Below are 19,826 nucleotides of genomic sequence, written 5' to 3' on the forward strand. Positions count from 1 at the left end.
CGGGCCGAATCCCCCGTACATGCTCATCACGCCGTCACCCCCCGCTCCTCAAGTGCCAGCTTCATCGAACGCAGGGCATAGAACACCCGAGACCGCACCGTGCCGCTGGGTATGCCCAGCGTCTCGGCCGCCTCATTGACGGTACGCCCCTTGAAGTACGTCTCGACGAGCACCTCCCGGTGGGCCGGGGTCAGGTCGTCGAGAGCGTCGGACAGCGTCATCAGCCACAGCGCCTTGTCGATCTCGTCCTCCGCGGGGATGACCTCCAGCGGCGACGGATCGACCTCCTGCGGCCGGGCCTGCCGGCTGCGGTGGCCGTCGATGACGATGCGGCGCGCGACCGTCACCAGCCAGGGGCGTACCGAACCGGTCGCCCGATTGAGCTGACCGGCGTTCTTCCAGGCGCGGATGAGCGTCTCCTGCACGACATCCTCGGCGCGCTGCCGGTCTCCGGCGACCAGCCGCAGGACATACGCCAGCAACGGGCCGGCGTGCTCCTGGTACAGGGCACGCATCAGCTCCTCGTCTGGTTCCGAGGGCTGGGATGACATGCGATGTCGGGCCCTCGTTCCACGTTCCACGGCCGCATCCTTGCGCACGCCCACCTCCGGTGTCCGGGGGTTCCCCCAGTCGGTCGCTCGGCATCGGGTACGGACGTGCGGCGGTGCGCGTTCAAAGCGGAGCGAAATTTTTCGTCGTAGTCATGCCACGAGGGGGACATGACTGCACATTCCCTCCCCATTTCCTTTACATCTTATCGAGTTGGATTCCGGTTGCGGGAGGGTGGGCACCGGGAGCGGGGGCCGGCGTGCGCAACCCGGCCCAAAGCAGGACGCAGTGACATCCCGGCAGGCGCCCGCCGGTGCGGAGCGGTGTTCCGGCAGACGTCCGCCGGGTCCGTGCGCCGCTCCGGCAGGCGTCCGCGAGGACCGACGGCCCCTTCCGCGAGGGCCGACGGCCCCTCAGGTGCGGGCCGGAGCTGCGGCCCTGCGCCGGTGCCGGGCCACCCGCTCCCGGTTGCCGCACACCTCGCTGGAGCACCAGCGCCTGCGGCGCCCGCGGGACGCGTCGACGTACACGAGGGGGCAGTTGTCCCCCGCGCACCGCCGCAGCGCGGCCAGCGCGAGCGGGTCGGTGAGCAGTTCGACCGCGTCCCTGGCGACCGCGCCGAGCAGTGCGGCGCACTCGGGCCGTCCGTCCAGCGCCCGGACGAGTCTGCCGTCGGCGTCGCGTACGGCGTTCGGGGCGGGAGGGGAGGTCCGGGCGAGGTCGTTGAGCCGGGCCAGCGCGATGTCGTGCACCGGCCGGGCGGCGAGGTGGTCGTCCACCAACGCCCCCACGACCAGCCTCAGTTCCCGGAACGCCGCGACCCACCCGGCGTCCAGGTGCACCAGCGCCGTTCCCGGCGGAACGAGCCCGCTGCCGTCGACCCACGCCCGCAGGGCGTCGGCCGAACCGAGCCGCTCGGCGGGGTGGGCGGTCGCGAGGAGGTCGAGACAGACCCGTCCGGCGTCGAAGCGGAGTTCATGGGGGGCCGTGGGTGCACCCGGGACCACTGTCATGCGCCTGTCACCGCCTGCGGTGGGAACAAGGAGAGGGAGGCGTTCCGTTCGCTCCCCTCCACAGTGCCCTTCCGAGGGGGCCGTGGGTAGACCCGGAGCGGACACGTGTGCGGGACGGGGCCCGGCCCGAGGACACCGACGGGGCGGCCGTGGAGAGCCTCACGGGCAAGAGCGCCTCATGAGAAGGAGAGGGAGAAAGAGGGGGAGAGGGATAGGGAGAGGCGGAGAGACGCACGCGTATGGCCCCGCGCGCCTCGACGATGTCCGGGCCCGGGGCGGCCCCGTTGACTGGGCGCATGACGACACAGAGCAGAACCGCGGGCCCGGTGCTCCTCACGGCGACGATCCTGGTGGGCCTGACGGCCGGCACCTTCTTCGTCTTCGCCTGTGCGGTGATGCCCGCCCTGTCCCGCAGCGAGGACCGGGTGTTCGTCCAGGTCGTGCGGGACATCAACGACGTCATCCAGAACCCCTTGTTCCTCCTGGCCTTCCTGGGCGCCCTGCCGCTGTCCGCCGTGGCGGCCTGGCAGTCCCGCACCGCTCCCCACCGCTGGCTGGCCTGGAGCGGCTGCGCGGCCTACGCCCTCGCCTTCCTCGTCACCGTCGTCGTCAACGTCCCCCTCAACGACCGGCTGGCCTCCGCGACGGGCTCTCCGGCGGCGGCCCGTGCGGATTTCGAGGACATGTGGGTGCTGTGGAACGCGGTGCGGGCCGGGCTGTCGGTGGCGGGGCTGGGCCTGCTGGCGGGGGCGCTGACGGTACGCGGCCGGCGGTGAGGCCGGACACAGCCGCAACTCCGCTGCCGCTCGGGCCCAGTTCGTCCTGGTGCGGTCCGTGGTGGGCCCGTTACGGTATCGCCTGATCCCGAACCCCTCCCGCCCCACCAGGAGCCCTCTGTGATCCGCCCCCGCATCCGCCCCGCACTCGCCGCCGGAACAGCGGCCCTGTTCCTCCTCACCGCCTGCGGGGGCGAGTCCGGCTCCCCCGAGGCGAACGACAAGATCGCGGGCGCGGACACCGGCGAGAAGACACCGGCGCCCCCCGCGCAGAGCCCGTCGACGGACGCGGGAAGGCCGGAGATCTCGTTGCCCTCGGATCTGACCTACTCCTTCGAGTGGTCGAAGACGGGCGACAAGGACAAGGACGCCGTACTGAGCGACGGCGAGCAGTTCATCAAGGCGGTGGACATGGCGATCGCCGAACAGGACCCGCTGCACGGCGCCTACCGGTTCTACTCGGAGGGTGAGGCGGCCGCGTCGAGCCAGAAGTTCGTCCAGGAGTTCGTCGACTACGGCGACCGGATCACCGGCACCAAGCGCTTCTACGACGCCAAGGTGCAGGTCGACGAAGGCGGGACGGCCGGCTTCGCCTACTGCGAGGACCAGAACAAGGCATACAACAAGAGCCTCAAGACCGGGAAGACGTCGCGGACTCCGGAGTCGGACGACAACTACGTGCTCTACAACAGCAGGCTCCGGGTCAACAAGCAGGGCGTCTGGGTCACCGAGAAGCTGACTTCCGAGCGGGGGAACGCCGCATGCCGTCCGTGACATACCGGGGAACTGCCGTGGCGGCGGCCGCCGCGGCAATCGTCCTGCTCTGCCCCGCCCAGGCACTCGCGGGCTACGGCCACGGCGGCAGCACGAACGGCGGTTCCGACACGTCCGCCTCGGGTGGCTCCGACGGCAAGGGTGGGCTCTCCGCCACGGCGGGAGCCATTGTCTTCGACCGTTCCCGCAACGGGTCCGGGCAGTCCGCCGGCACCGTGACGTCCACCACGACGTGGACCCCTCCGGCCTGCTACTACGCCCCCAAGTACACGCCCGACGAGCTGAAGGCGTACCTGGAGCCGATCTGGCAGGCCGAGTCGACCGGCTATCAGTGGGACGCCGACCAGCGGGCCCGCTATGTGGAAGGACACCCCTACAAGGACTTCAACAAGGAGAAGGCCGACAAGGGCTACTGGTGGGACTCCTACGTCACGGTCGGCCGTGAAGGCGATCCCGGCGCCCTGGCCTGCAGCAAGCCCCCCTTCTGGGTGGACCAGGGCGCTCCCCCGCCCGCGGACGTCGCCGAGGCCGTCACCCCCGAGATCCTCGCCCAGCTCGCCTACGCCGAGATCCGCGTCCCCTCCACCGAGGTCGACCTCGCGCCCCAGGGCACCACCAAGGTCAACCTGCCCACCTGGGCCTGGCTGGACGGCGCCGAGTTCAAGCCGGTCTCGGTCACCGCCTCGGTACCCCTGCTGGGCATCCAGGCGACCACCACGGCGGAACCGGTCTCCCTGACCCTGGACCCCGGCACGAAGGACGCCGAGACCTACCCCGCCTCCGGTGTCTGCGACCTCACCGACGGCCGCATCGGCGAGCCCTACGCCCAGGGAGAGGCGACCCGGACCCCGCCCTGCGGCGTCCGCTACCTCCGCGCCTCGGGCAACACCACGTTCCCCCTCAGGGCCACCCTCACCTGGAAGATCCACTGGACCGGCACAGGCGTACCCGCCGCGCAGAACCTCCCGGACGGCACGTTCGGCGCGGAACAGGCGGTGGTGGTGCAGGAGATCCAGGCGGTGAACCGGTGAGGGGGACACCCTCTCCCGTCGGGCGGGGCCGCTGCGGGGAGCCCGAGGCGTGACACGGACCTCGGGGTCCTGCGGGTCTCATGCGTCCGCGTACTTGGCGTCCGCCGCCGGGTCCAGGGCCAGGCGGTAACCCCGTTTCACCACTGTCTGGATCAGCTTCGGCACGCCGAGGGCCGTGCGCAGACGGGCCATCGCCGTCTCCACGGCGTGCTCGTCGCGGCCGGCTCCCGGAAGGGCCCTCAGGAGGTCGGCGCGGGCCACCACCCAGCCGGGGCGGCGGGAGAGCGCGCGCAGCAGCGACATGCCCGCCGGGGGGACCGGGCGCAGCGTGCCGTCCACGAGGACGGCGTGACCGCGGATCTCCACCTGGTGTCCGGCGACGGGCAAGGAGCGGGCGCGGGCCGGGAGTTCCTGGCACAGGAGCTGGACGAGCGGGCCGAGGCGGAAGCGGTCCGGCTGGACCGTCTCCACCCCGAGGGCCTGGAGCGGCAGGGCGGTGACCGGGCCGACACAGGCCGACAGCACGTCGTGGTTCAGCGCCGACAGCAGCTCCGGCAGCAGCCCCCGTTCCTCGGCCCGGGACAGCAGCGAGGCCGCCGCGGGCGCGCTGGTGAAGGTGATCGCGTCCACGCCCCGGGCGATCGCGGCGTCCAGGAGGCGGTCGACGGGCGCGATGTCCTCCGGCGGCATCCAGCGGTAGACGGGGACGCCGACGACCTCGGCACCGCCCTCGCGCAGCGCCTCCACGAAGCCCGGCAGCGGGTCGCCGTGCAGCTGGATCGCGACGCGACGGCCGTCGACGCCCTCCGCGAGGAGCCGGTCCAGGACCTCGGCCATGGACTCCGAGGACGGCGACCACTCCTCCGTCAGCCCCGCCGCGCGGATCGCGCCCTTGACCTTGGGGCCGCGGGCGAGCAGTTCGACACCGCGCAGCCGCTCCAGGAGGGTCTCACCGAGACCCCAGCCGTCGGCGGCCTCCACCCAGCCGCGGAAGCCGATGGCGGTGGTGGCCACCACCACGTCCGGGACCCGGTCGATGAGTTCCTTCGTCGCGGCGAGAAGCTCGCTGTCGTCCGCCAGCGGCACGATCCGCAGGGCGGGCGCGCGCAGGACCGAGGCGCCGCGGCGCTGGAGCAGCGCGCCGAGCTCGTCGGCGCGGCGCGCGGCCGTGACGCCGACGGTGAAACCCGCGAGGGGGCCATGCTCAGGTGACTGCTGTTCGTCGTACATAGCTCTCGTCCCGCGCTCGAGTCAGCGGGGCCTGACGACCCCCTTCTCACCTACATGCCGCCGAGCCTGTCAACGGTGCGTGACAGGCTCGGTTCGGCTTCATTGCGCCGGTGTTACGTCACACCTCGGCATAGCTGAGCTCGGGCTTTGCCTCGGCGGCCGCCGTGGAGCGCCGGGCGGCCGCCGGACGGCGAAGGTATACGGCCCAGGTCACCGCGAAGCAGAGACCGTAGAAGACGAGGAAGGCGACGAACGCTCCGGTGCCGGTGCCGGAGGTCTGGAAGGACTGCCGGAAGGCCAGGTTGATGCCGAGGCCGCCGAGCGCGCCGACCGCTCCGATGAGCCCCATGGAGGCGCCGGACAGCCGCCGTCCGTACGCCGCGGCCTCCTCGCCCGTCAGCCCCTGGGCGAGCGCCTTGTTCTGGAAGATGCCGGGGATCATCTTGTACGTCGAGCCGTTGCCGAGCCCGCTCAGGACGAACAGGACGATGAAGGCGGCGGTGAACAGGGGCAGCGACTCCTGCTCGCTGGCCAGCAGGACGACCGCGGTGGCCGCGGCCATGCCGACGTAGTTCCAGAGGCTGATCTTCGCGCCGCCGTAGCGGTCGGCGAGCCAGCCGCCGACGGGGCGGATCAGGGAGCCGAGCAGCGGGCCGATGAAGGTGACGTAGGCGGCCTGGAGCGGCGTACGGCCGAACTGCGTCTGCAGGACGAGGCCGAAGGCGAAGCTGTAGCCGATGAACGAGCCGAACGTGCCGATGTAGAGGAAGGCCATGATCCAGGTGTGGCCCTCCTTCACCGCGTCCTTGGCCGCACCGGTGTCGTTCTTCACGGTCGCGAGGTTGTCCATGTACAGCGCGGCGAGGACGGCGGCGACGACGATCAGCGGGATGTAGATCCCGAGCAGCACACGCGGCCCGCCGCTCGCGCCGATCACGGCGAGGCCGATCAGCTGCATCACCGGCACGCCGATGTTGCCGCCGCCCGCGTTCAGACCGAGCGCCCAGCCCTTCTTCCGCAGCGGGAAGAAGGCGTTGATGTTGGTCATGGAAGAGGCGAAGTTGCCGCCGCCGACACCGGTGAGCAGCGCGCAGACCAGGAAGGTGGAGTACGACGTCCCCGGTTCCATGACGGTGAACGCGGCCACCGCCGGGACGAGCAGCAGACCCGCCGAGACGATGGTCCAGTTGCGGCCGCCGAAGATCGCCACGGCGAAGGTGTACGGCACCCGCACGACCGCGCCGACCAGCGTCGCCATGGACACCAGCAGGAACTTGTCGGCGGGGGTGAGCCCGTACTCCGGGCCCATGAACAGCACCATCACCGACCACAGGGTCCAGATCGAGAACCCGATGTGCTCGGAGAGGACCGAGAAGACCAGGTTGCGGCGGGCGACCTTCTCACCGGTCTGCTCCCAGAAGACCTCGTCCTCCGGGTCCCACCGCTCGATCCAGCGGCCTCCCCTGCCCTCGGCGGGGCTAGAGGGGGCCGAACCGGGTGCTGTCATGACGCCTCCACGGGCTCCGGGACTCAGGTCTGCTGGGAGTGGCTGAGAACCGAAGGTAGGGAGAGCGCGTTTCCGTGCTGTGGCTGTGGGTGACCGGAAGGGAACTTTGCTCTCACCCGGGGTGAAAGCCGGATGAGAGGTCCCCGGCCGGCAGCGGCCGGGAGCTCAGCGCGTCAGCACGTACCAGCCGAGCGCCACGAGCAGGGGGAGCACCGCGCAGACACCGACGCCGAGACGTCCGCCACGGCGGGCCGGGGCGGACACGGACACCGGCACGGATGCCGTGGCTTGGGCTGACGCCGTGACAGGGGCTGACGCCGAGGCAGAGGCTGACGCCGAGGCCGGTGCCGGTGCCGGTACCGGGTCCGGCGTCGGCGACGGCGTCGGCGACGGCGTCGGCGTCGGCGTCGGCGTCGGCGTCGGCGTCGGCGTCGGCGTCGGCGTCGGCGTCGGCGTCGGCGTCGGCGTCGGCGACGGTACGACGCCCGGCACCCTGGTCGACGCCGCAGCAGGCGCGGACGCCCGAGCCGGCACCGGTGCCCCTGGCGAGGTGCGAGAAGCGGGGGCCGCCTCGGCCCGTGGGGCGGGGGGCGCCTCCGGCGGGGGTGTGCGGGGCGTGCCGTACACCGAGGCGAAGGGGGAGCCGAGGGGGGACGTCCGGCGGGCGGGCGGGGACGGCGGCCTGCCGGGCTTCGGCGGGCCACCGTCCGGGACGGCGCGCTCGGGGTCCCCCATCGGCCGTGTCAGACCGCCGCTTTGCGGCGCCGCGACCCGCTGCGGCCGCGGGACTCGGTCCCGCCGGAGCCCGTGCCCCCGGAGCCGCCCTTGCGTCCGGCTCCGCCGCGGGACGTCCCGTTCGGCCACAGCCTCGGCTTCCGCTTGGCCGCGAGGTCCTCGATCCAGCCGAAGGAGACGACCGCGAGCGCGATCAGGGGCCAGACCAGGATGAACATCCACATCATGTACGTCGAGTCGAGCGCCGAGACCGCACGCTCGTTCTCCATGAAGGGGAGGCTGTAGACCGGGTCGATGATCGGGACCGTGGCCATGATGAGCAGGTTGTGCCAGAGGTAGATCGTCACCGCCCGGTTGTTGGAGAGCGTGACGAGCTTGTCCCACTTGGCGAGCCGCCCGGGGAGTTCCTGCCAGGACGGGGAGTACTGCAGGAGGATCACGACGAAACCGAAGGACCAGGTCGCCTGGGCCAGCGGGATGTCGTTGAGGTCCCAGCCGTCGGGGCCCAGGTGGTTCGAGGCCCACCACAGGCCGAACGCCATCAGCAGGCCGGCGCAGGAGACCGCGACATAGCGGGGGATCTGCTTGAGCAGGCCCTCCTGGTGGGCGAAACCGAGCACCCAGCAGCCGCCGTAGACCGCGAAGTCGGTGACCGCGTTGCCCAGCTCGCCGGGGATCGTCACCAGGCCCGTGCCCACGACCGCCGTCAGGCCCAGCGGGGCGAGGACCGTGGCCCACGGCACCCGGCGGAACGCCCACAGCAGGAGCGGGGAGGCCACGACGAACCACAGGTAGGCGCGCAGGTACCACAGGGGTCCCGCCGCCTGCACGGCCCAGGTGTCCTCCAGCACGCCCGACTTGGAGCCGATGCTCCAGGGGTACGGCGGAGCGCCGATCGGGACGATGTAGTTGACCAGCTTGAGGAGCGCCCAGACCGGACCGTCGTCGGTGTTCTTCGTCGGGTTCCAGCCGCCCGCGAACATCAGGGTCAGCGCCACCACGCCGAACGCCCACATCGGCGGCAGCAGACGGCGGACACGGCCGCGGATCACGCCCCACGCCGGGCGGCTCAGCGAACGCGCCATCAGCGAGCCGGCCAGCGCGAACATCACGCCCATGGACGGGAACAGGACCGTCAGCCACGCCCAGCCGAACAGGTGGTACACCACCACACGGACCAGGGCTATGGAGCGCAGGAGGTCCAGGTAGCGGTCACGGCCCGGAGCGCGCTTCGCCTTGGCGGGCTCGGCCGCCGCCGGCTCGGCCACGGCCGGCCCGGGCTCGGCCACGGCGACCGCCGGTTCGGCCGCGGCCGCCGCCGTGGAGCGCGCGGCGCCGGGCCGCGGCTCCGCCGCCCGCTGCTGCGGGACACCGAAGGGGTCGTACGCCCCGGGTGTTCCGTCGCTCGAACCGTACGAGCCGTATCCGGCGAACGGGTCCTCCTGCGCACCGGATGCGGCGGATGCGCCAGGTGCACCGGATGCCGGGCCCTGCTGCGCGCCGGGCGCCCCGTACGACGGCGGCGTCGGATCCGCGCCGCCCGTCGTCTGTCCCTGCGTCATCCCACCGGCCTCCGATCGTCACCAACGGCCGCGCGCTGGCGCGGGACCGGGCCGCCGGGCGCCTCCACGACACCCGTGCGGCGCAGCTTCTGCCAGCGCAGCCGGCCGCCGGTCAGAGCGGTGATCCAGGACTGGAGCAGTACGACGTACATGAGCTGGCGGTACAGGATCTGCTGGAGCGGGAGCGAGATGAGATGGGTCATGCGCTCCTTGTCCAGCCGGAAGGCGTACGCGGCGCAGACGACCTGGATGGCCAGGACGCCCAGCCACGCCACGATCGTCTTCTCGGTCGGGCCGAAGATGATGCCGTAGAGCAGGAACACGTCGATCAGGGGCGCCAGCAGCGGGGCCAGCACCATGAACAGCGAGACCAGCGGCAGGCCGACGCGGCCGAAGCGGCCCGAGGGGCCCCGCTCGACCAGTGCCTTGCGGTGCTTCCAGATGGCCTGCATCGTGCCGTACGACCAGCGGTAGCGCTGCGACCACAGCTGCTGGACGGACTCGGGGGCCTCGGTCCAGGCGCGGGCGTTCTCGGCGTAGACGACCCGCCAGCCGTCGCGGTGCAGGGCCATCGTGATGTCGGTGTCCTCGGCGAGCGTGTCCTCGCTCATGCCGCCGACCCGCTCCAGGGCCGACCTCCGGAAGGCACCCACCGCGCCCGGGATCGTCGGCATGCAGCGCAGCATGTCGTACATCCGGCGGTCGAGGTTGAAGCCCATCACGTACTCGATGTGCTGCCAGGCGCCGATGAGGGAGTCGCGGTTGCCGACCTTGGCGTTGCCCGCGACCGCGCCGACGCGCGGGTCGCCGAAGGGCTGGACCAGCTCACGGACGGTGGCCGGTTCGAAGACCGTGTCGCCGTCCATCATCACGACGATGTCGTGGCGGGCGTTCGCCAGACCGCGGTTGAGTGCGGCGGGCTTGCCCGCGTTGAGCTGACGGACGACCCGGACGTTGGGCAGGCCCATCGCCTCGACGATACGGGCGGTGCCGTCGGAGGAGCCGTCGTCGATGACGAGGACCTCGATGGGGTGCTCGCTCGCCATCAGGGAGTTGACGGTGTTCTCGATGCACTTGGCCTCGTTGTACGCCGGCACCAGCACCGACACCGGCTCGGTGACCTGCGGTCCCCAGCGGAAGCCGCGGCGGCGCACCCGGCGGGCGTGGATGCCGGAGAGCAGCAGCATCAGCACGAAACGGCCGATGACGAGGGTGCCGATGACCGCGAGACCGGCCATCAGCCAGTCGGTGATCTTCTCCGACGCCTGGACCAGGAAGATCCAGGCTTTGCCCTTCCACAGGTCGACGCCGGTGGCCTTGGTGTGCGCGCTGGGCGCGCCGAGGGCCTCGGTGAGGTTCTGGAACTTGTAGCCCTCGTCCTGGAGCTCCGGCAGGAACTTGTCCAGGGCCGCCACCGTCTGGCTGCGGTCACCGCCGGAGTCGTGCATGAGGACGATCGCGCCCTTGCCGCCCTTCGGGGTGGCACGGCGGATGATCTCGTCGACGCCGGGCCGCTGCCAGTCCTCACTGTCGGTGTTGTTGACGACCGTGATGTAGCCGCGCCGCCCGATGTACTCGGTCACCGGCCAGGACTTGTCGTCCATGGCGTCGGAGAAGGAGGAGTAGGGCGGGCGGAACAGGGAGGTGCGGATGCCGGCGGCGCCGGTGATGGCGAGCTGGTTCTGCGACAGCTCCCAGTCGATGCGCCGGTCCGACTGGTACGACAGGTCGGGGTGGTTGAACGTGTGCAGTCCGACCTCGTGGCCCTCGTCGACCATGCGCTTGACCAGGTCGGGGTAGCGCGAGGCCATGGTGCCGGTCACGAAGAAGACGGCGTGCGCGTCGTGCTTCTTCAGCACGTCCAGGACCTTCGGCGTCCACTCGGGGTCGGGCCCGTCGTCGAAGGTGAGCACCAGCCGGTGGTCGTCCACGCTGAGGGTGACGGCCCGGCCGCCCCGGGTGTCGATGACCGGGCCGCCCTTGAGGACCTTCTCGGGCACGTGGTCGGTGGGGGCGGGGGGCCGGATGCGGTGGTCGGCCAGGATCTCGCTGTGCACGTACCCGCGCAGCATCAGCATCGCCATCAGGGCGACGAGGACGAGCGCGGGGAGCAGCAGGCGCATGGGCACACGGCGTCGGGAGCCGTTCCGGGCTCCGGCGGGGGGCCCTGAACGGCGGGAGCGGGATGCCATCAGAGGTTGTACTCCGGGGAGGGTCGTGCGGAGAGGGGCGCGGCGAGCGTGGTCGGCTCGCCGGCCTGGGGATCGGTGTCGAGCGGGCCGCTCAGCGTCGTGTCGGTGCCACCGCCGTCGCCGCCGCCGGTCTCCACCGGAGGCTCGGGCGTGGTCGGCTCGGTGGTGGGCGTGGTCGGCCCCGGGTCGGGCACGGTGGCCGTCTCGGTCGGCTCGGGGTCGGACTGGGTGGTGCCGCCGCCGGGCTGGGGGTCGGCCGTCCGCCGCGTGGCCGTCGGCTGGGGGTCGGCGGTGACGCCGGGTTCCTCGGCGGTGGCCGTGGAGCCGGTTCCGCCGGAGGTGGTCCCCGGGGCCGGGGCGGTGCCCTCGGTGGTGGTCGGGTCGGCCTCCGGCGGGGCGGAGGTGCCGGTGCCGGAGGGGTCCACCGACTCGGTGGGCTGGAGCGGGGAGTCGACCTGGCCGGCGGGCTTCTCGTCCTTCTCGCCCGGGACGGGCAGCCAGGGGGCGTCGGAGCTGCCGGAGAGCAGGGTGGCGACGATGACCACGGCGTACACCGCGCAGGCGAGCCCCACGGCGATGCCGAGCCGGCGCCATCTGCGGCTGCGGCGGCCCGTCTCGTCGACGAACACCGGCCCGTCCGCGGCCTCCTGCGTGCCCGGCGCGGCCTTCGCCGCCGCCCGCAGCGTCAGATCGCCGAGCTGGACGGCGTCCAGCTGGACCGTCACCTCGTGCGGGTCGTGCTCCTGCCGGCGGGCGGAGGCCGGTGCGTCGGTGCCGAAGGGGTCGCCGGCGGACTCGCCGGTCTCGGCCCAGGGGTCGCGCGGCGGGGTCGTGGCCGCGGGGAACGCGGTGGTCCGGCCGGCGTTCGGGTGTCCGGCGGAGGGCAGCACGGTGGTCGCGTCGGCGTCACCGGCGCCCGGGACGGGCCGTCCGGGCGCACCGAACACGGCGGTCGCGTCGGCGTTGCCGGTACCCGGGGCGGGCCGCCCGGTTCCGCCGAACGGCCTGCGCGTGTCGCCGCCGTGGCCGGGCCGGGAGGCCGAGGGAGCGGAAGGGGCGGAGGAGGCGGGGGGCGGGAAGGCGCCCGCGCCGGGGCCGTAACCGGCCGCGGGCCGGTCGAATCCACCGGCCGCGCCGGGCCGGGGGGCCCGGCCGGCGGCATGGCGGCCGGTGCCGCCGCGCGCGCCGGCACCGTCGGCCGGACCGGCTCCGAAGGCGTCCCGGGGACGGCCGGCGCCGGAGGGCCCGGCACCGCCGCCCGTGTTCCCGCGGTCCCGGCGCGGCAGCGGCCGCCCCATGCCGGGAAGCACGGCGGTCTCGTCGGCGGAACCGGTCTCGGGCAGTGCCCCGTGGCCGGTGCCGCCGTCGGACGCGGCGGCACGCCAGCCGGCGAGGGCGGGGTCGGGAAGCATCTGCGTCTCCGCGGCAGAGGATGCCGGGAAGGCCGAGGTGTCCCGCCCCGGAACAGAGGTGCCCGACGGTCCGGACGCGACCTCGGGCCACTCCGGTTGGGCGTCTTCTCGCCAGTTGTTCACGCGCGCACATCCCCCCACGGGACAGTTCTGGGTGCGCTACGACGCCGAGCACCCGTCGATCAAATCAGGCCCCCACCCGATCCGAGCGCCCCCTTTACCACACCGTGCTCAGGCCATGAATGTAGCGCACGTGGAGGTCCCCTTGTTGCCGCGCGTCACTCCGGACCCGCCATGATCTTCGCATCGGTGGCCGAAATCCATCCGTCCTCCGATGGCTGAAGCCAGCCTTCCTCGGCCGCGACCTGCGCCGCAGCCTCTCGGAGGGCGTCCAGCGCCGGATGCACCAGCCCTTTTCTCCACACGAGTGATACTGGCGACAGTGGCACGGGATCCACGAGGGGCCGCAGCACAGATCCGGGCATGGCCGGAAAATCCACCACGACGAGCACGGGGTTCCGTGTCTTCGCCATGATCCGCTCGAACTCCTCGTGGCCGACAGCCATCGGAACGGGTGACGCGACCTTGATCCCGCGTCCCTCGAACAGGCGACGAGCGAGGTCCGTCCACTCCGGCGTGCGCGGATTCCCGGCGCCCGCGTACACCTCCTCCCCCGCCAGCTCGGCCAGCGGCACCCGCGCGTACGCGGTCAGCCGGTGGTCCTCGGGCAGGAGGACGGCCATGGGTTCATAGCGCACGGGCTGATGGCCGAGCGCGGACCGCAGCGCCGGGGCGAGACCCGCGTACCGGCCGAAGGAGGCGTCGAGGCGGCCGGCCACGAGATCCGCGGCGGCCCCGGTGAGGCCGCTCTCGTAGCGGGCCATGAGCTCCAGGCCGGGGGCGAGTTCACGGGCCCGGTGCAGGACGCGGCGCGGGGTGCCGAGTCCACTGGAGTTGCAGTCCACCAGGAGCGGGCGGGCCTGCCCGAAGGCGGTCAGCAGATCCTCCTGCGCCTGGAGGACGCGGCGCGCGTGCGGCAGCAGCCGTTCGCCGTCGGCGGTCAGGCTCACCTGCCGGGTGGTGCGCACGAACAGCTCCGCGCCCAGCTCCCGCTCCAGCCGCCGTACGTCCCGGCTGAGCGCCTGCTGGGCGACGTAGAGGCGAGCCGCGGCACGGGTGAAGTGCAGTTCCTCGGCGACGGCGAGGAACCCGCGCAGGAGACGGGGGTCGGGGCAGGGCGTCGGCATCCGGCGAACCTACCCCAGGATTCACAACACGGATGCGTGAATCGGCACCGGAAAGGTGTTGGACTCCTTGATCCACTCCGGGCCACGCTCGATGCCATGCCCGACGCCGCACCCGACACCCGCCCCGCAGACGCCGTACGCCCCACGGACGCCGTACGCCCCACGGACGCCGTACGCCCCACGGACGCCGCGCACCCCTCGGACGCCGCGCACCCCTCGGACGCCGCCCGGCCCGCAGGCATGGCGCGCCCTGCGGGCACCGGCACCGTCCGGCCCGCAGACGCCGTCCGGCCCGCAGACGCCGTCCGGCCCGCGGACGCCGTCCGCCCCGGGGGCGGGATCCCTTCCCGTGACGGCGCCCGTCCCCGCGTGCGGCGTACCCGTCCGCCCGGCCCCTACCGCCGGATTCTCGCCCTCCCCGGCGCCCGGGCGTTCACGACCGGGAACCTGATCGCCCGGCTGCCGATGGGCATGTTCGGGATCAGCTCGGTGATGATGATCGCCGACGTGCGCGGCTCCTACGCCCTCGCCGGTGCCGTCAGCGCGACCGGGCTCGCGGCCACCGCGGTGGTCGCCCCGTGGACCGCGCGGCTGATCGACCGGCACGGCCAGGCGCGGATCGCCCTGCCGGCCACGCTCCTGGCGATGCTGGGCGGACTCGCGCTCATACTGTGCGTGCGCAACGGCGCACCCGACTGGACCCTGTTCGCCGCGTACGCCGCCACCGCGACCTGCCCGAACATCGGCGGCATGTCCCGGGCCCGCTGGAACCACCTCCTCAAGGGCGACCCCGACGCCCTGCACACCGCGAACTCCTTCGAGCAGGCCGCCGACGAGGTGTGCTTCATGCTGGGCCCGGCGCTCGCGGCGTTCCTGTGCGGCACGTTCTTCCCGGAGGCGGGCCTGATCACCGGCGGGGTGCTGCTGCTGACCGGCATGGCGGTCTTCACCGCGCAGCGCTCGACCGAGCCGCCCCCGGGCTCGCGGACCGGGTCCGGCGCGTCGCCGCTGCGCTCGCCCGGGATGCCGCCGCTGCTGCTCGTGTGCCTCGCCATGGGCGTCGTCTTCGGAGCGCTGGAGGTCACCACGATCGCGTTCGCGGACGCACAGGGGAACCGGTCGGCCGCGGGTGTCGTGCTCGGCCTCCAGGCGGCAGGGTCCGGTGCGGCGGGCCTGCTGTACGGGGCGCTCCGGCCGGGCGGTCCGGCCGCCCGGCGCTACCCCTGGTGCATCGCCGCGATGGCGGTGCTGATGCTCCTGCCGCTGCTGGCCGCCCGGCTGACCGGCTCCCTGCTCGTGCTGGCCCCGGCCCTGCTGGCGGCCGGGATGGCGACCGCCCCGACGATGATCACGGGCATGACCCTGATCCAGGAGCGCACCCCCGAGGGCCGCCTCAACGAGGGCATGACCCTGGCGGTGACCGGTCTCCTCGCGGGTATCGCCGCGGGCAGCGCGCTCGGCGGCTGGACGGCGGAGCACCTGTCGACGACGGCCGGGTTCGGCATCCCGGTCGCGGCGGCGGCCCTGTCCCTGGCCCTCGCCTTCGCGACCCGCCGCCACCGCCCGCCGGCCCCCGGAGCCGCCCCCGCCGCGCACCGTCCCTGAGCCCCGGCCCCCGCCGCGCCTTCGGCCCCGCCGCACAGCACCCCGGCCCCCTGCCCCCGAGCCCCTGCCTCCTCCGCGCCTTCGGCCCCGACTCCCGGCCACCGGCCCCGCCTCGCCCCGGCCCCCGACCGCAACCACCCGATGCCGGACCCCAACTCCCTTTCCGGCCAGCCCCATTGACGCCTCGGAGCCCTCCACATACCTTCCCTTCTCGAAGCGCCCGTCGAAGCGCTTCGACGGAGGCGGACGGACCGGCGCGGACAGCACGGAGGCGGCCCCATGAGCGAGCTGGACTGATGGTCAGGATCACCGACGTGGCGCGGCGTGCCGGGGTCTCCCCCAGCACCGTCTCCTACGCCCTCAGCGGCAAGCGCCCGATCTCCGAGGCGACCCGGCGGCGGGTGGCGGACGCCGTCCGCGAGCTGGGCTACCGCCCGTACGCCGGAGCCCGGTCGCCCGCCGAGGGCCCGTCCAGGGTGCTGGCGCTGGTGATGCCGCTGCGGACGGGCGTCCATGTGCCGGTGGTGATGCAGTTCGCCGTGTCGGTGGTGACCGCCGCGCGCCGCCACGGCCACGACGTGCTGCTGCCCACCCAGGAGGAGGGCGAGGACGGACTGCGCAGGGCCGTGGACACCGCGCTGGTGGACGCCCTGATCCTGATGGACGTCCGGCTCGACGACGCCCGGCTGCCGCTGCTGCGCTCCCTCGGCCGGCCCGCGGTGCTGATCGGGTTCCCCGCCGAGCCCGCCGGACTGACCTGCGTCGACCTCGACTTCCACGCGGCCGCCGAGGCGTGCGTGGACCACCTGGCGCGGCTCGGGCACCGGGTGGTGGCGCTGGTCGGCTCCCCGCCGGAGGTGTACGTGCGGCGGACCGCGTTCGCGCAGCGCGTGCTGCGGGGCTTCACCGCGGCAGCCGACCGGGCCGGCCTGTCGTCCCGGGTCCACCCCTGCGAGGCCGCCCCGGTGGCCGCCCGCCGCCTCGCCGAGCGGCTGCTGCGCGAGCAGCCCGCCCCCACCGGGGTCGTGGTGCACAACGAGGCCGTGCTGGAGCCCCTGATCGACGCGTTCGGGCGGATGGGGCTGCGGGTGCCGGAGGATCTGTCCGTCACCGCGATCTGCCCGGACGACCTCGCCGAGTCCGCCCCGGTGCCCGTCACGTCCGTCGCCCTGCCGGCCGCCGAGATCGGCACGCGCGCGGTGGAACTGCTGGCCAGGAAGCTCGCCGGAACGCCCGTGCCGGAGGCCACGTCGCTGCGGCCGCGGCTGACGGTACGGGCGTCCACGGCACGGCGGCCACCGCAGTGAGCCGCCCGGGCCCAGGGCTGTGACCGGAAAGGTTCACCGGCTCACGACGCCCGGCACGGCCCCAGGGCCCTAGCAGCGGGCGGGTTTGCGCCAGGCGCACTCCAGGCCGCCGTCCGGTGCGGTGCTCCTCGCCGCGGGCGGCGACGCCGGGACGGCGGCCTGTCCGGCGGTGGAGCGGGCGAGGGTGACGACGATGGCGTCCTCCAGCGGTTTCACCGAGGCGGCCAGGTAGTTGTTCAGCACGATGCTGAAGACCAGCTCACGGCCGTCCGCGGCGGTGACGTACCCGGACAGCGCCGAGGCACCGGTCAGTGAGCCGGTCTTGGCGCGGGCGTTGCCCGCGGCCGGGGTGCCGCACATCCGGGTGCGCAGGGTTCCTCCGGTGAACCGGCCGGGGTCGCAGGCGACGGGCAGGGAGCGGTACCAGTCGGCGTACCAGGGCTCGGCGCGTACGGCGAGCAGCAGCCGGGCGAGCTGGCCGGCGGGGAAGTTGTCCATGCGGGACAGGCCCGAGCCGTCGACCTGGCGCAGACGCGCGGTGTCGACGCCGACGCCCTTGAGGTAGCCGGAGACCGCGGCGAGGCCGGCCGGCCAGGTGCCCTGCCCGGACACCTCGTACCCCATGGCCTTCGTGAGGGCCTCGGCGTGCATGTTGTTGGACAGCTTCATGAAGGGGACCAGCAGGTCCTTCAGCGGCATGGAGGCGTGGGCCGCCAGCGGCCGTGCCGCGGCCGGGGTCGCGCGGCCGGTCCGGGTGGGTCCGGTGACCTTCACGCCGTGCGCGGCGAGCGCGTCGCGGAAGACGGCGGCGGCGTAGCCGGTGGGTTCCCACACGGTCACCCACTCCTTGGCGCCGGACCCGCCGACGGGGGTGGTGCCGGTGACGTGGACGGTGTTGCCGCCGTGCTCGCGCTCGACGGTGAGGTCGTCCGCGCCGCCCGCCGCGACGGTGACGGCGTCCATGTCGACGTCGACGTAGCCGGTGTCGGGTGTGACGGTGACGGCGGGTTCGGCGCCGGGTGCGGCGCCCGGTGCGACGGTGACGATCACCGTGCCGGTGTCGTAGTCGGTGTCGGGGGCGAGACTGAGCGCGCTGGTCTGGGCGGAGTAGTACGACGACTCGTCGTCGGCGGCCCAGGAGCGGCCGAGGCGCCGGGTGTCGAACCGGGTGTCGTCGGCGACGAGCCGCCCGTCGACGCGGGTGACGCCGGTGGCGGCGACGTCGGCGGCGAGCCGGTCGTAGTCGGCGGCCAGCAGGGTGGGGTCGCCGGTGCCGCGCAGATACAGGTCGCCGGCGAGGGTCGTGCCGTGGCGCCGTCCGGTGGCGAGCACATCGGTGGTGAACCGGTACCCGGGCCCGAGGATCTCCGTCGCCGCCGCGGAGGTGGCGAGCTTGGTGTTGGAGGCGGGCATCAGGCGGGTGGTGGGCAGATGGCTGTAGAGGACGTCCCCGCTGCGCGCGTCGGCGACCACGACGCCGGCCAGGCCGCCCTCCATGCGCGGATCGCCGAGGATCGTCTCGATGGCCTCGGGCAGACCGGTGCGGTCGGCGTCCGCTCCGGCCGGTGCCCCGGGCCCGAGGACGGCGGCGGCGAGCACCAGCGTCACGGGCCAAGTCCACAGTCTCTCGGGAAGGTTGATGCCGGGTCTGCTCATGTCTCAGCAGCATCCCGGATCCCGGGGCCGGGCGACAGACCGCCGCACCCCGGAATCTGATGGAGTGTCACCGCCAGTGGTCCGCCCGGGCCACCGGCGCCGCCCGGGCCACCAGAGCCACGCGGGCGCCGGGGCGGCTCACCCGCCGAGGCCGGACCGCTGCTCGTCCTTCCGCCAGGGGGCGACGCCGAGCTGCCCGGTCGTGCCGAGGTCGAGCTCGGGTACGACCGTCACCGGGGCGGCGCCGGGCTTCGCCCACAGGCGTACGTAGGGCGCGTTCACCGGGTCGCCGAACTCGGTGGTGTTGCGCCAGGCCAGCGAGGACACGGCCGCCTCGCCGGGCCGGAGGACGACCGGCCGGGGGGCGTCGTCGCCGCCGAGGCCCGTGCCGATCCGGCCGGTGCCGTCCAGGATCCGTACGCCGTCGACGGGCTCATGGTCCTCGTCGAGGAGTTCGAGCCGCGGATATCCCTCGATCGGGTAGGGCCGCGTCCCGCAGTTGACGAGATGCAGGCCGACCGCGCGCAGCCCCATGGCGGCGTCCCCCTGGTCGGCGTACACATGGACGCCGGAGGGCGGGCACGGTCCGGAGGCGGACGGCGTCTCGGCGGCGGGCACACTGCGCACCTTGACGATCCTCACGTCCGAGACATGGGACGCCGAGCCCAGTGCGACCGCGCGGGTGACGGTCGCGCCGGGGGCGACCGGGGCGACGACGTGGTCCACGTTGTCGCCGCCCGTCTCGGCGGTGAAGCCGAGGGTGACGGTGTAGGCGGCGGCCTCGCCGCCGTCGTTGGTGACCTCGATCCCGGCGGAGACCCCGGTGCCGCAGCCGCTGTCCGGCCCCCAGGCGTACAGCCCCGTGACCCGGACGCCGTCCTCGCCCTGTCCGCCGGAGGGCGGCAGGGGAAGCGGGCTGGGGGTGCCGGAGGGGCTGTGCGCGGGAGCCGCCCCGTCGGCCGGGGGCAGGCTGCCGTACTGCGGGACGTCCGCCGGGCACAGCGGCTGCGCGTGCGGGGCTCCGCCCGTGTCCCGGACCCGGGCCGCCGCGTCGCCCGGCGAGGCGGCGTCGGAGCCGCACCCGGTGAGCAGCAGGGCACCGGCGAGGAGGGAGGGAACGGCGGGGGCGGCGCGGAGGCTGGTCGGCATCGGTCCAGACCATCAGGGCCGCACCCCTGGGGCTGTGACGGAAGCCACAGCTTCGGTCACAGGGGTGTCACAGCTCCCGCC

15 protein-coding genes are annotated in these 19,826 nt (G+C 73.5%); 5 read left to right on the plus strand and 10 right to left on the minus strand.

Translation table 11 applies throughout. From position 1 onward, the window contains the following. Nucleotides 1–26 precede the first annotated feature (26 nt). A complete protein-coding gene (locus ACIQGV_RS05680; RefSeq protein WP_402490879.1) occupies nt 27–605 on the minus strand; it encodes a sigma-70 family RNA polymerase sigma factor in 579 nt (192 codons plus the stop codon). A gap of 357 nt (nt 606–962) precedes the next feature. Then, nucleotides 963–1,562, minus strand: coding sequence for a CGNR zinc finger domain-containing protein (locus ACIQGV_RS05685; protein WP_402490881.1), 600 nt, complete (start codon nt 1,560–1,562; stop codon nt 963–965). A 296-nt stretch (nt 1,563–1,858) separates the two neighbouring features. On the opposite strand from ACIQGV_RS05685, the gene ACIQGV_RS05690 reads away from it, so the two are divergent. From ACIQGV_RS05690 to ACIQGV_RS05700, 3 genes are all read left to right on the plus strand, one after another. Further along, nucleotides 1,859–2,338 (plus strand): DUF1772 domain-containing protein, encoded by a 480-nt coding sequence (locus tag ACIQGV_RS05690; RefSeq protein WP_402490883.1) that lies wholly within the window; start codon nt 1,859–1,861, stop codon nt 2,336–2,338. A 120-nt stretch (nt 2,339–2,458) separates the two neighbouring features. Next, a complete protein-coding gene (locus tag ACIQGV_RS05695; protein WP_402490885.1) occupies nt 2,459–3,112 on the plus strand; it encodes a hypothetical protein in 654 nt (217 codons plus the stop codon). Further along, nucleotides 3,100–4,143 carry a hypothetical protein gene (locus ACIQGV_RS05700; protein WP_402490888.1) on the plus strand — a complete coding sequence of 348 codons (1,044 nt, stop codon included), beginning with the start codon at nt 3,100–3,102 and terminating at the stop codon, nt 4,141–4,143. The genes ACIQGV_RS05695 and ACIQGV_RS05700 overlap by 13 nt, the downstream gene beginning before the upstream one ends. 78 nt (nt 4,144–4,221) lie before the next feature. Here ACIQGV_RS05700 and ACIQGV_RS05705 read toward each other — a convergent pair whose 3' ends face one another. The 6 genes from ACIQGV_RS05705 to ACIQGV_RS05730 form a co-directional block, all read right to left on the minus strand. Continuing rightward, on the minus strand, nt 4,222–5,373 hold the full coding sequence (locus ACIQGV_RS05705; protein WP_402490891.1) for a uroporphyrinogen-III synthase: 1,152 nt from the start codon (nt 5,371–5,373) through the stop codon (nt 4,222–4,224). A 118-nt stretch (nt 5,374–5,491) separates the two neighbouring features. Continuing rightward, the gene (locus ACIQGV_RS05710) at nt 5,492–6,880 is read right to left on the minus strand and encodes a nitrate/nitrite transporter (protein WP_402490893.1); all 1,389 of its coding nucleotides are present in this window, start codon (nt 6,878–6,880) and stop codon (nt 5,492–5,494) included. 743 nt (nt 6,881–7,623) lie between these two features. Continuing rightward, a complete protein-coding gene (locus ACIQGV_RS05715) occupies nt 7,624–9,177 on the minus strand; it encodes an acyltransferase (protein WP_402490895.1) in 1,554 nt (517 codons plus the stop codon). Continuing rightward, nucleotides 9,174–11,369: a glycosyltransferase gene (locus ACIQGV_RS05720; protein WP_402490897.1), complete on the minus strand. Its 2,196-nt coding sequence runs from the start codon at nt 11,367–11,369 to the stop codon at nt 9,174–9,176. The genes ACIQGV_RS05715 and ACIQGV_RS05720 overlap by 4 nt, the downstream gene beginning before the upstream one ends. Further along, nucleotides 11,369–12,781 (minus strand): hypothetical protein, encoded by a 1,413-nt coding sequence (locus tag ACIQGV_RS05725; RefSeq protein ID WP_402490900.1) that lies wholly within the window; start codon nt 12,779–12,781, stop codon nt 11,369–11,371. The genes ACIQGV_RS05720 and ACIQGV_RS05725 overlap by 1 nt, the downstream gene beginning before the upstream one ends. Before the next feature lie 278 nt (nt 12,782–13,059). Further along, nucleotides 13,060–14,028: a LysR family transcriptional regulator gene (locus tag ACIQGV_RS05730; protein WP_402490902.1), complete on the minus strand. Its 969-nt coding sequence runs from the start codon at nt 14,026–14,028 to the stop codon at nt 13,060–13,062. A gap of 240 nt (nt 14,029–14,268) precedes the next feature. Between ACIQGV_RS05730 and ACIQGV_RS05735 the strand changes: the two genes are divergently transcribed. Both ACIQGV_RS05735 and ACIQGV_RS05740 read left to right on the plus strand, forming a co-directional pair. Beyond that, a complete protein-coding gene (locus ACIQGV_RS05735; protein WP_402491066.1) occupies nt 14,269–15,633 on the plus strand; it encodes an MFS transporter in 1,365 nt (454 codons plus the stop codon). A 296-nt stretch (nt 15,634–15,929) separates the two neighbouring features. Further along, complete coding sequence (locus ACIQGV_RS05740; RefSeq protein ID WP_402490904.1) at nt 15,930–16,940, plus strand: LacI family DNA-binding transcriptional regulator; 1,011 nt, start codon at nt 15,930–15,932, stop codon at nt 16,938–16,940. A gap of 69 nt (nt 16,941–17,009) precedes the next feature. On the opposite strand, the gene dacB is transcribed toward ACIQGV_RS05740, so the two are convergent. After that, nucleotides 17,010–18,596 carry a D-alanyl-D-alanine carboxypeptidase/D-alanyl-D-alanine-endopeptidase gene (dacB, locus tag ACIQGV_RS05745; RefSeq protein ID WP_402490907.1) on the minus strand — a complete coding sequence of 529 codons (1,587 nt, stop codon included), beginning with the start codon at nt 18,594–18,596 and terminating at the stop codon, nt 17,010–17,012. Between the two features lie 138 nt (nt 18,597–18,734). After that, a complete protein-coding gene (locus ACIQGV_RS05750) occupies nt 18,735–19,745 on the minus strand; it encodes a DUF4232 domain-containing protein (RefSeq protein ID WP_402490908.1) in 1,011 nt (336 codons plus the stop codon). Nucleotides 19,746–19,826 lie beyond the last annotated feature (81 nt).

Origin of the sequence: Streptomyces sp. NPDC093094 (assembly GCF_044754345.1) — a bacterium.
Classification (GTDB): domain Bacteria; phylum Actinomycetota; class Actinomycetes; order Streptomycetales; family Streptomycetaceae; genus Streptomyces.

Bases quoted from the DNA above. Each gene is read 5' to 3' on its own strand.
- ACIQGV_RS05685 (WP_402490881.1), bottom strand. From the start codon at position 1,562: ATGACAGTGGTCCCGGGTGCACCCACGGCCCCCCATGAACTCCGCTTC.
- ACIQGV_RS05690 (WP_402490883.1), top strand. From the start codon at position 1,859: ATGACGACACAGAGCAGAACCGCGGGCCCGGTGCTCCTCACGGCGACG.
- ACIQGV_RS05700 (WP_402490888.1), top strand. From the start codon at position 3,100: ATGCCGTCCGTGACATACCGGGGAACTGCCGTGGCGGCGGCCGCCGCG.
- ACIQGV_RS05705 (WP_402490891.1), bottom strand. From the start codon at position 5,373: ATGTACGACGAACAGCAGTCACCTGAGCATGGCCCCCTCGCGGGTTTC.
- ACIQGV_RS05710 (WP_402490893.1), bottom strand. From the start codon at position 6,880: ATGACAGCACCCGGTTCGGCCCCCTCTAGCCCCGCCGAGGGCAGGGGA.
- ACIQGV_RS05715 (WP_402490895.1), bottom strand. From the start codon at position 9,177: ATGACGCAGGGACAGACGACGGGCGGCGCGGATCCGACGCCGCCGTCG.
- ACIQGV_RS05720 (WP_402490897.1), bottom strand. From the start codon at position 11,369: ATGGCATCCCGCTCCCGCCGTTCAGGGCCCCCCGCCGGAGCCCGGAAC.
- ACIQGV_RS05725 (WP_402490900.1), bottom strand. From the start codon at position 12,781: ATGCTTCCCGACCCCGCCCTCGCCGGCTGGCGTGCCGCCGCGTCCGAC.
- ACIQGV_RS05730 (WP_402490902.1), bottom strand. From the start codon at position 14,028: ATGCCGACGCCCTGCCCCGACCCCCGTCTCCTGCGCGGGTTCCTCGCC.
- ACIQGV_RS05735 (WP_402491066.1), top strand. From the start codon at position 14,269: ATGGCGCGCCCTGCGGGCACCGGCACCGTCCGGCCCGCAGACGCCGTC.
- ACIQGV_RS05740 (WP_402490904.1), top strand. From the start codon at position 15,930: ATGGTCAGGATCACCGACGTGGCGCGGCGTGCCGGGGTCTCCCCCAGC.
- dacB (WP_402490907.1), bottom strand. From the start codon at position 18,596: ATGAGCAGACCCGGCATCAACCTTCCCGAGAGACTGTGGACTTGGCCC.
- ACIQGV_RS05750 (WP_402490908.1), bottom strand. From the start codon at position 19,745: ATGCCGACCAGCCTCCGCGCCGCCCCCGCCGTTCCCTCCCTCCTCGCC.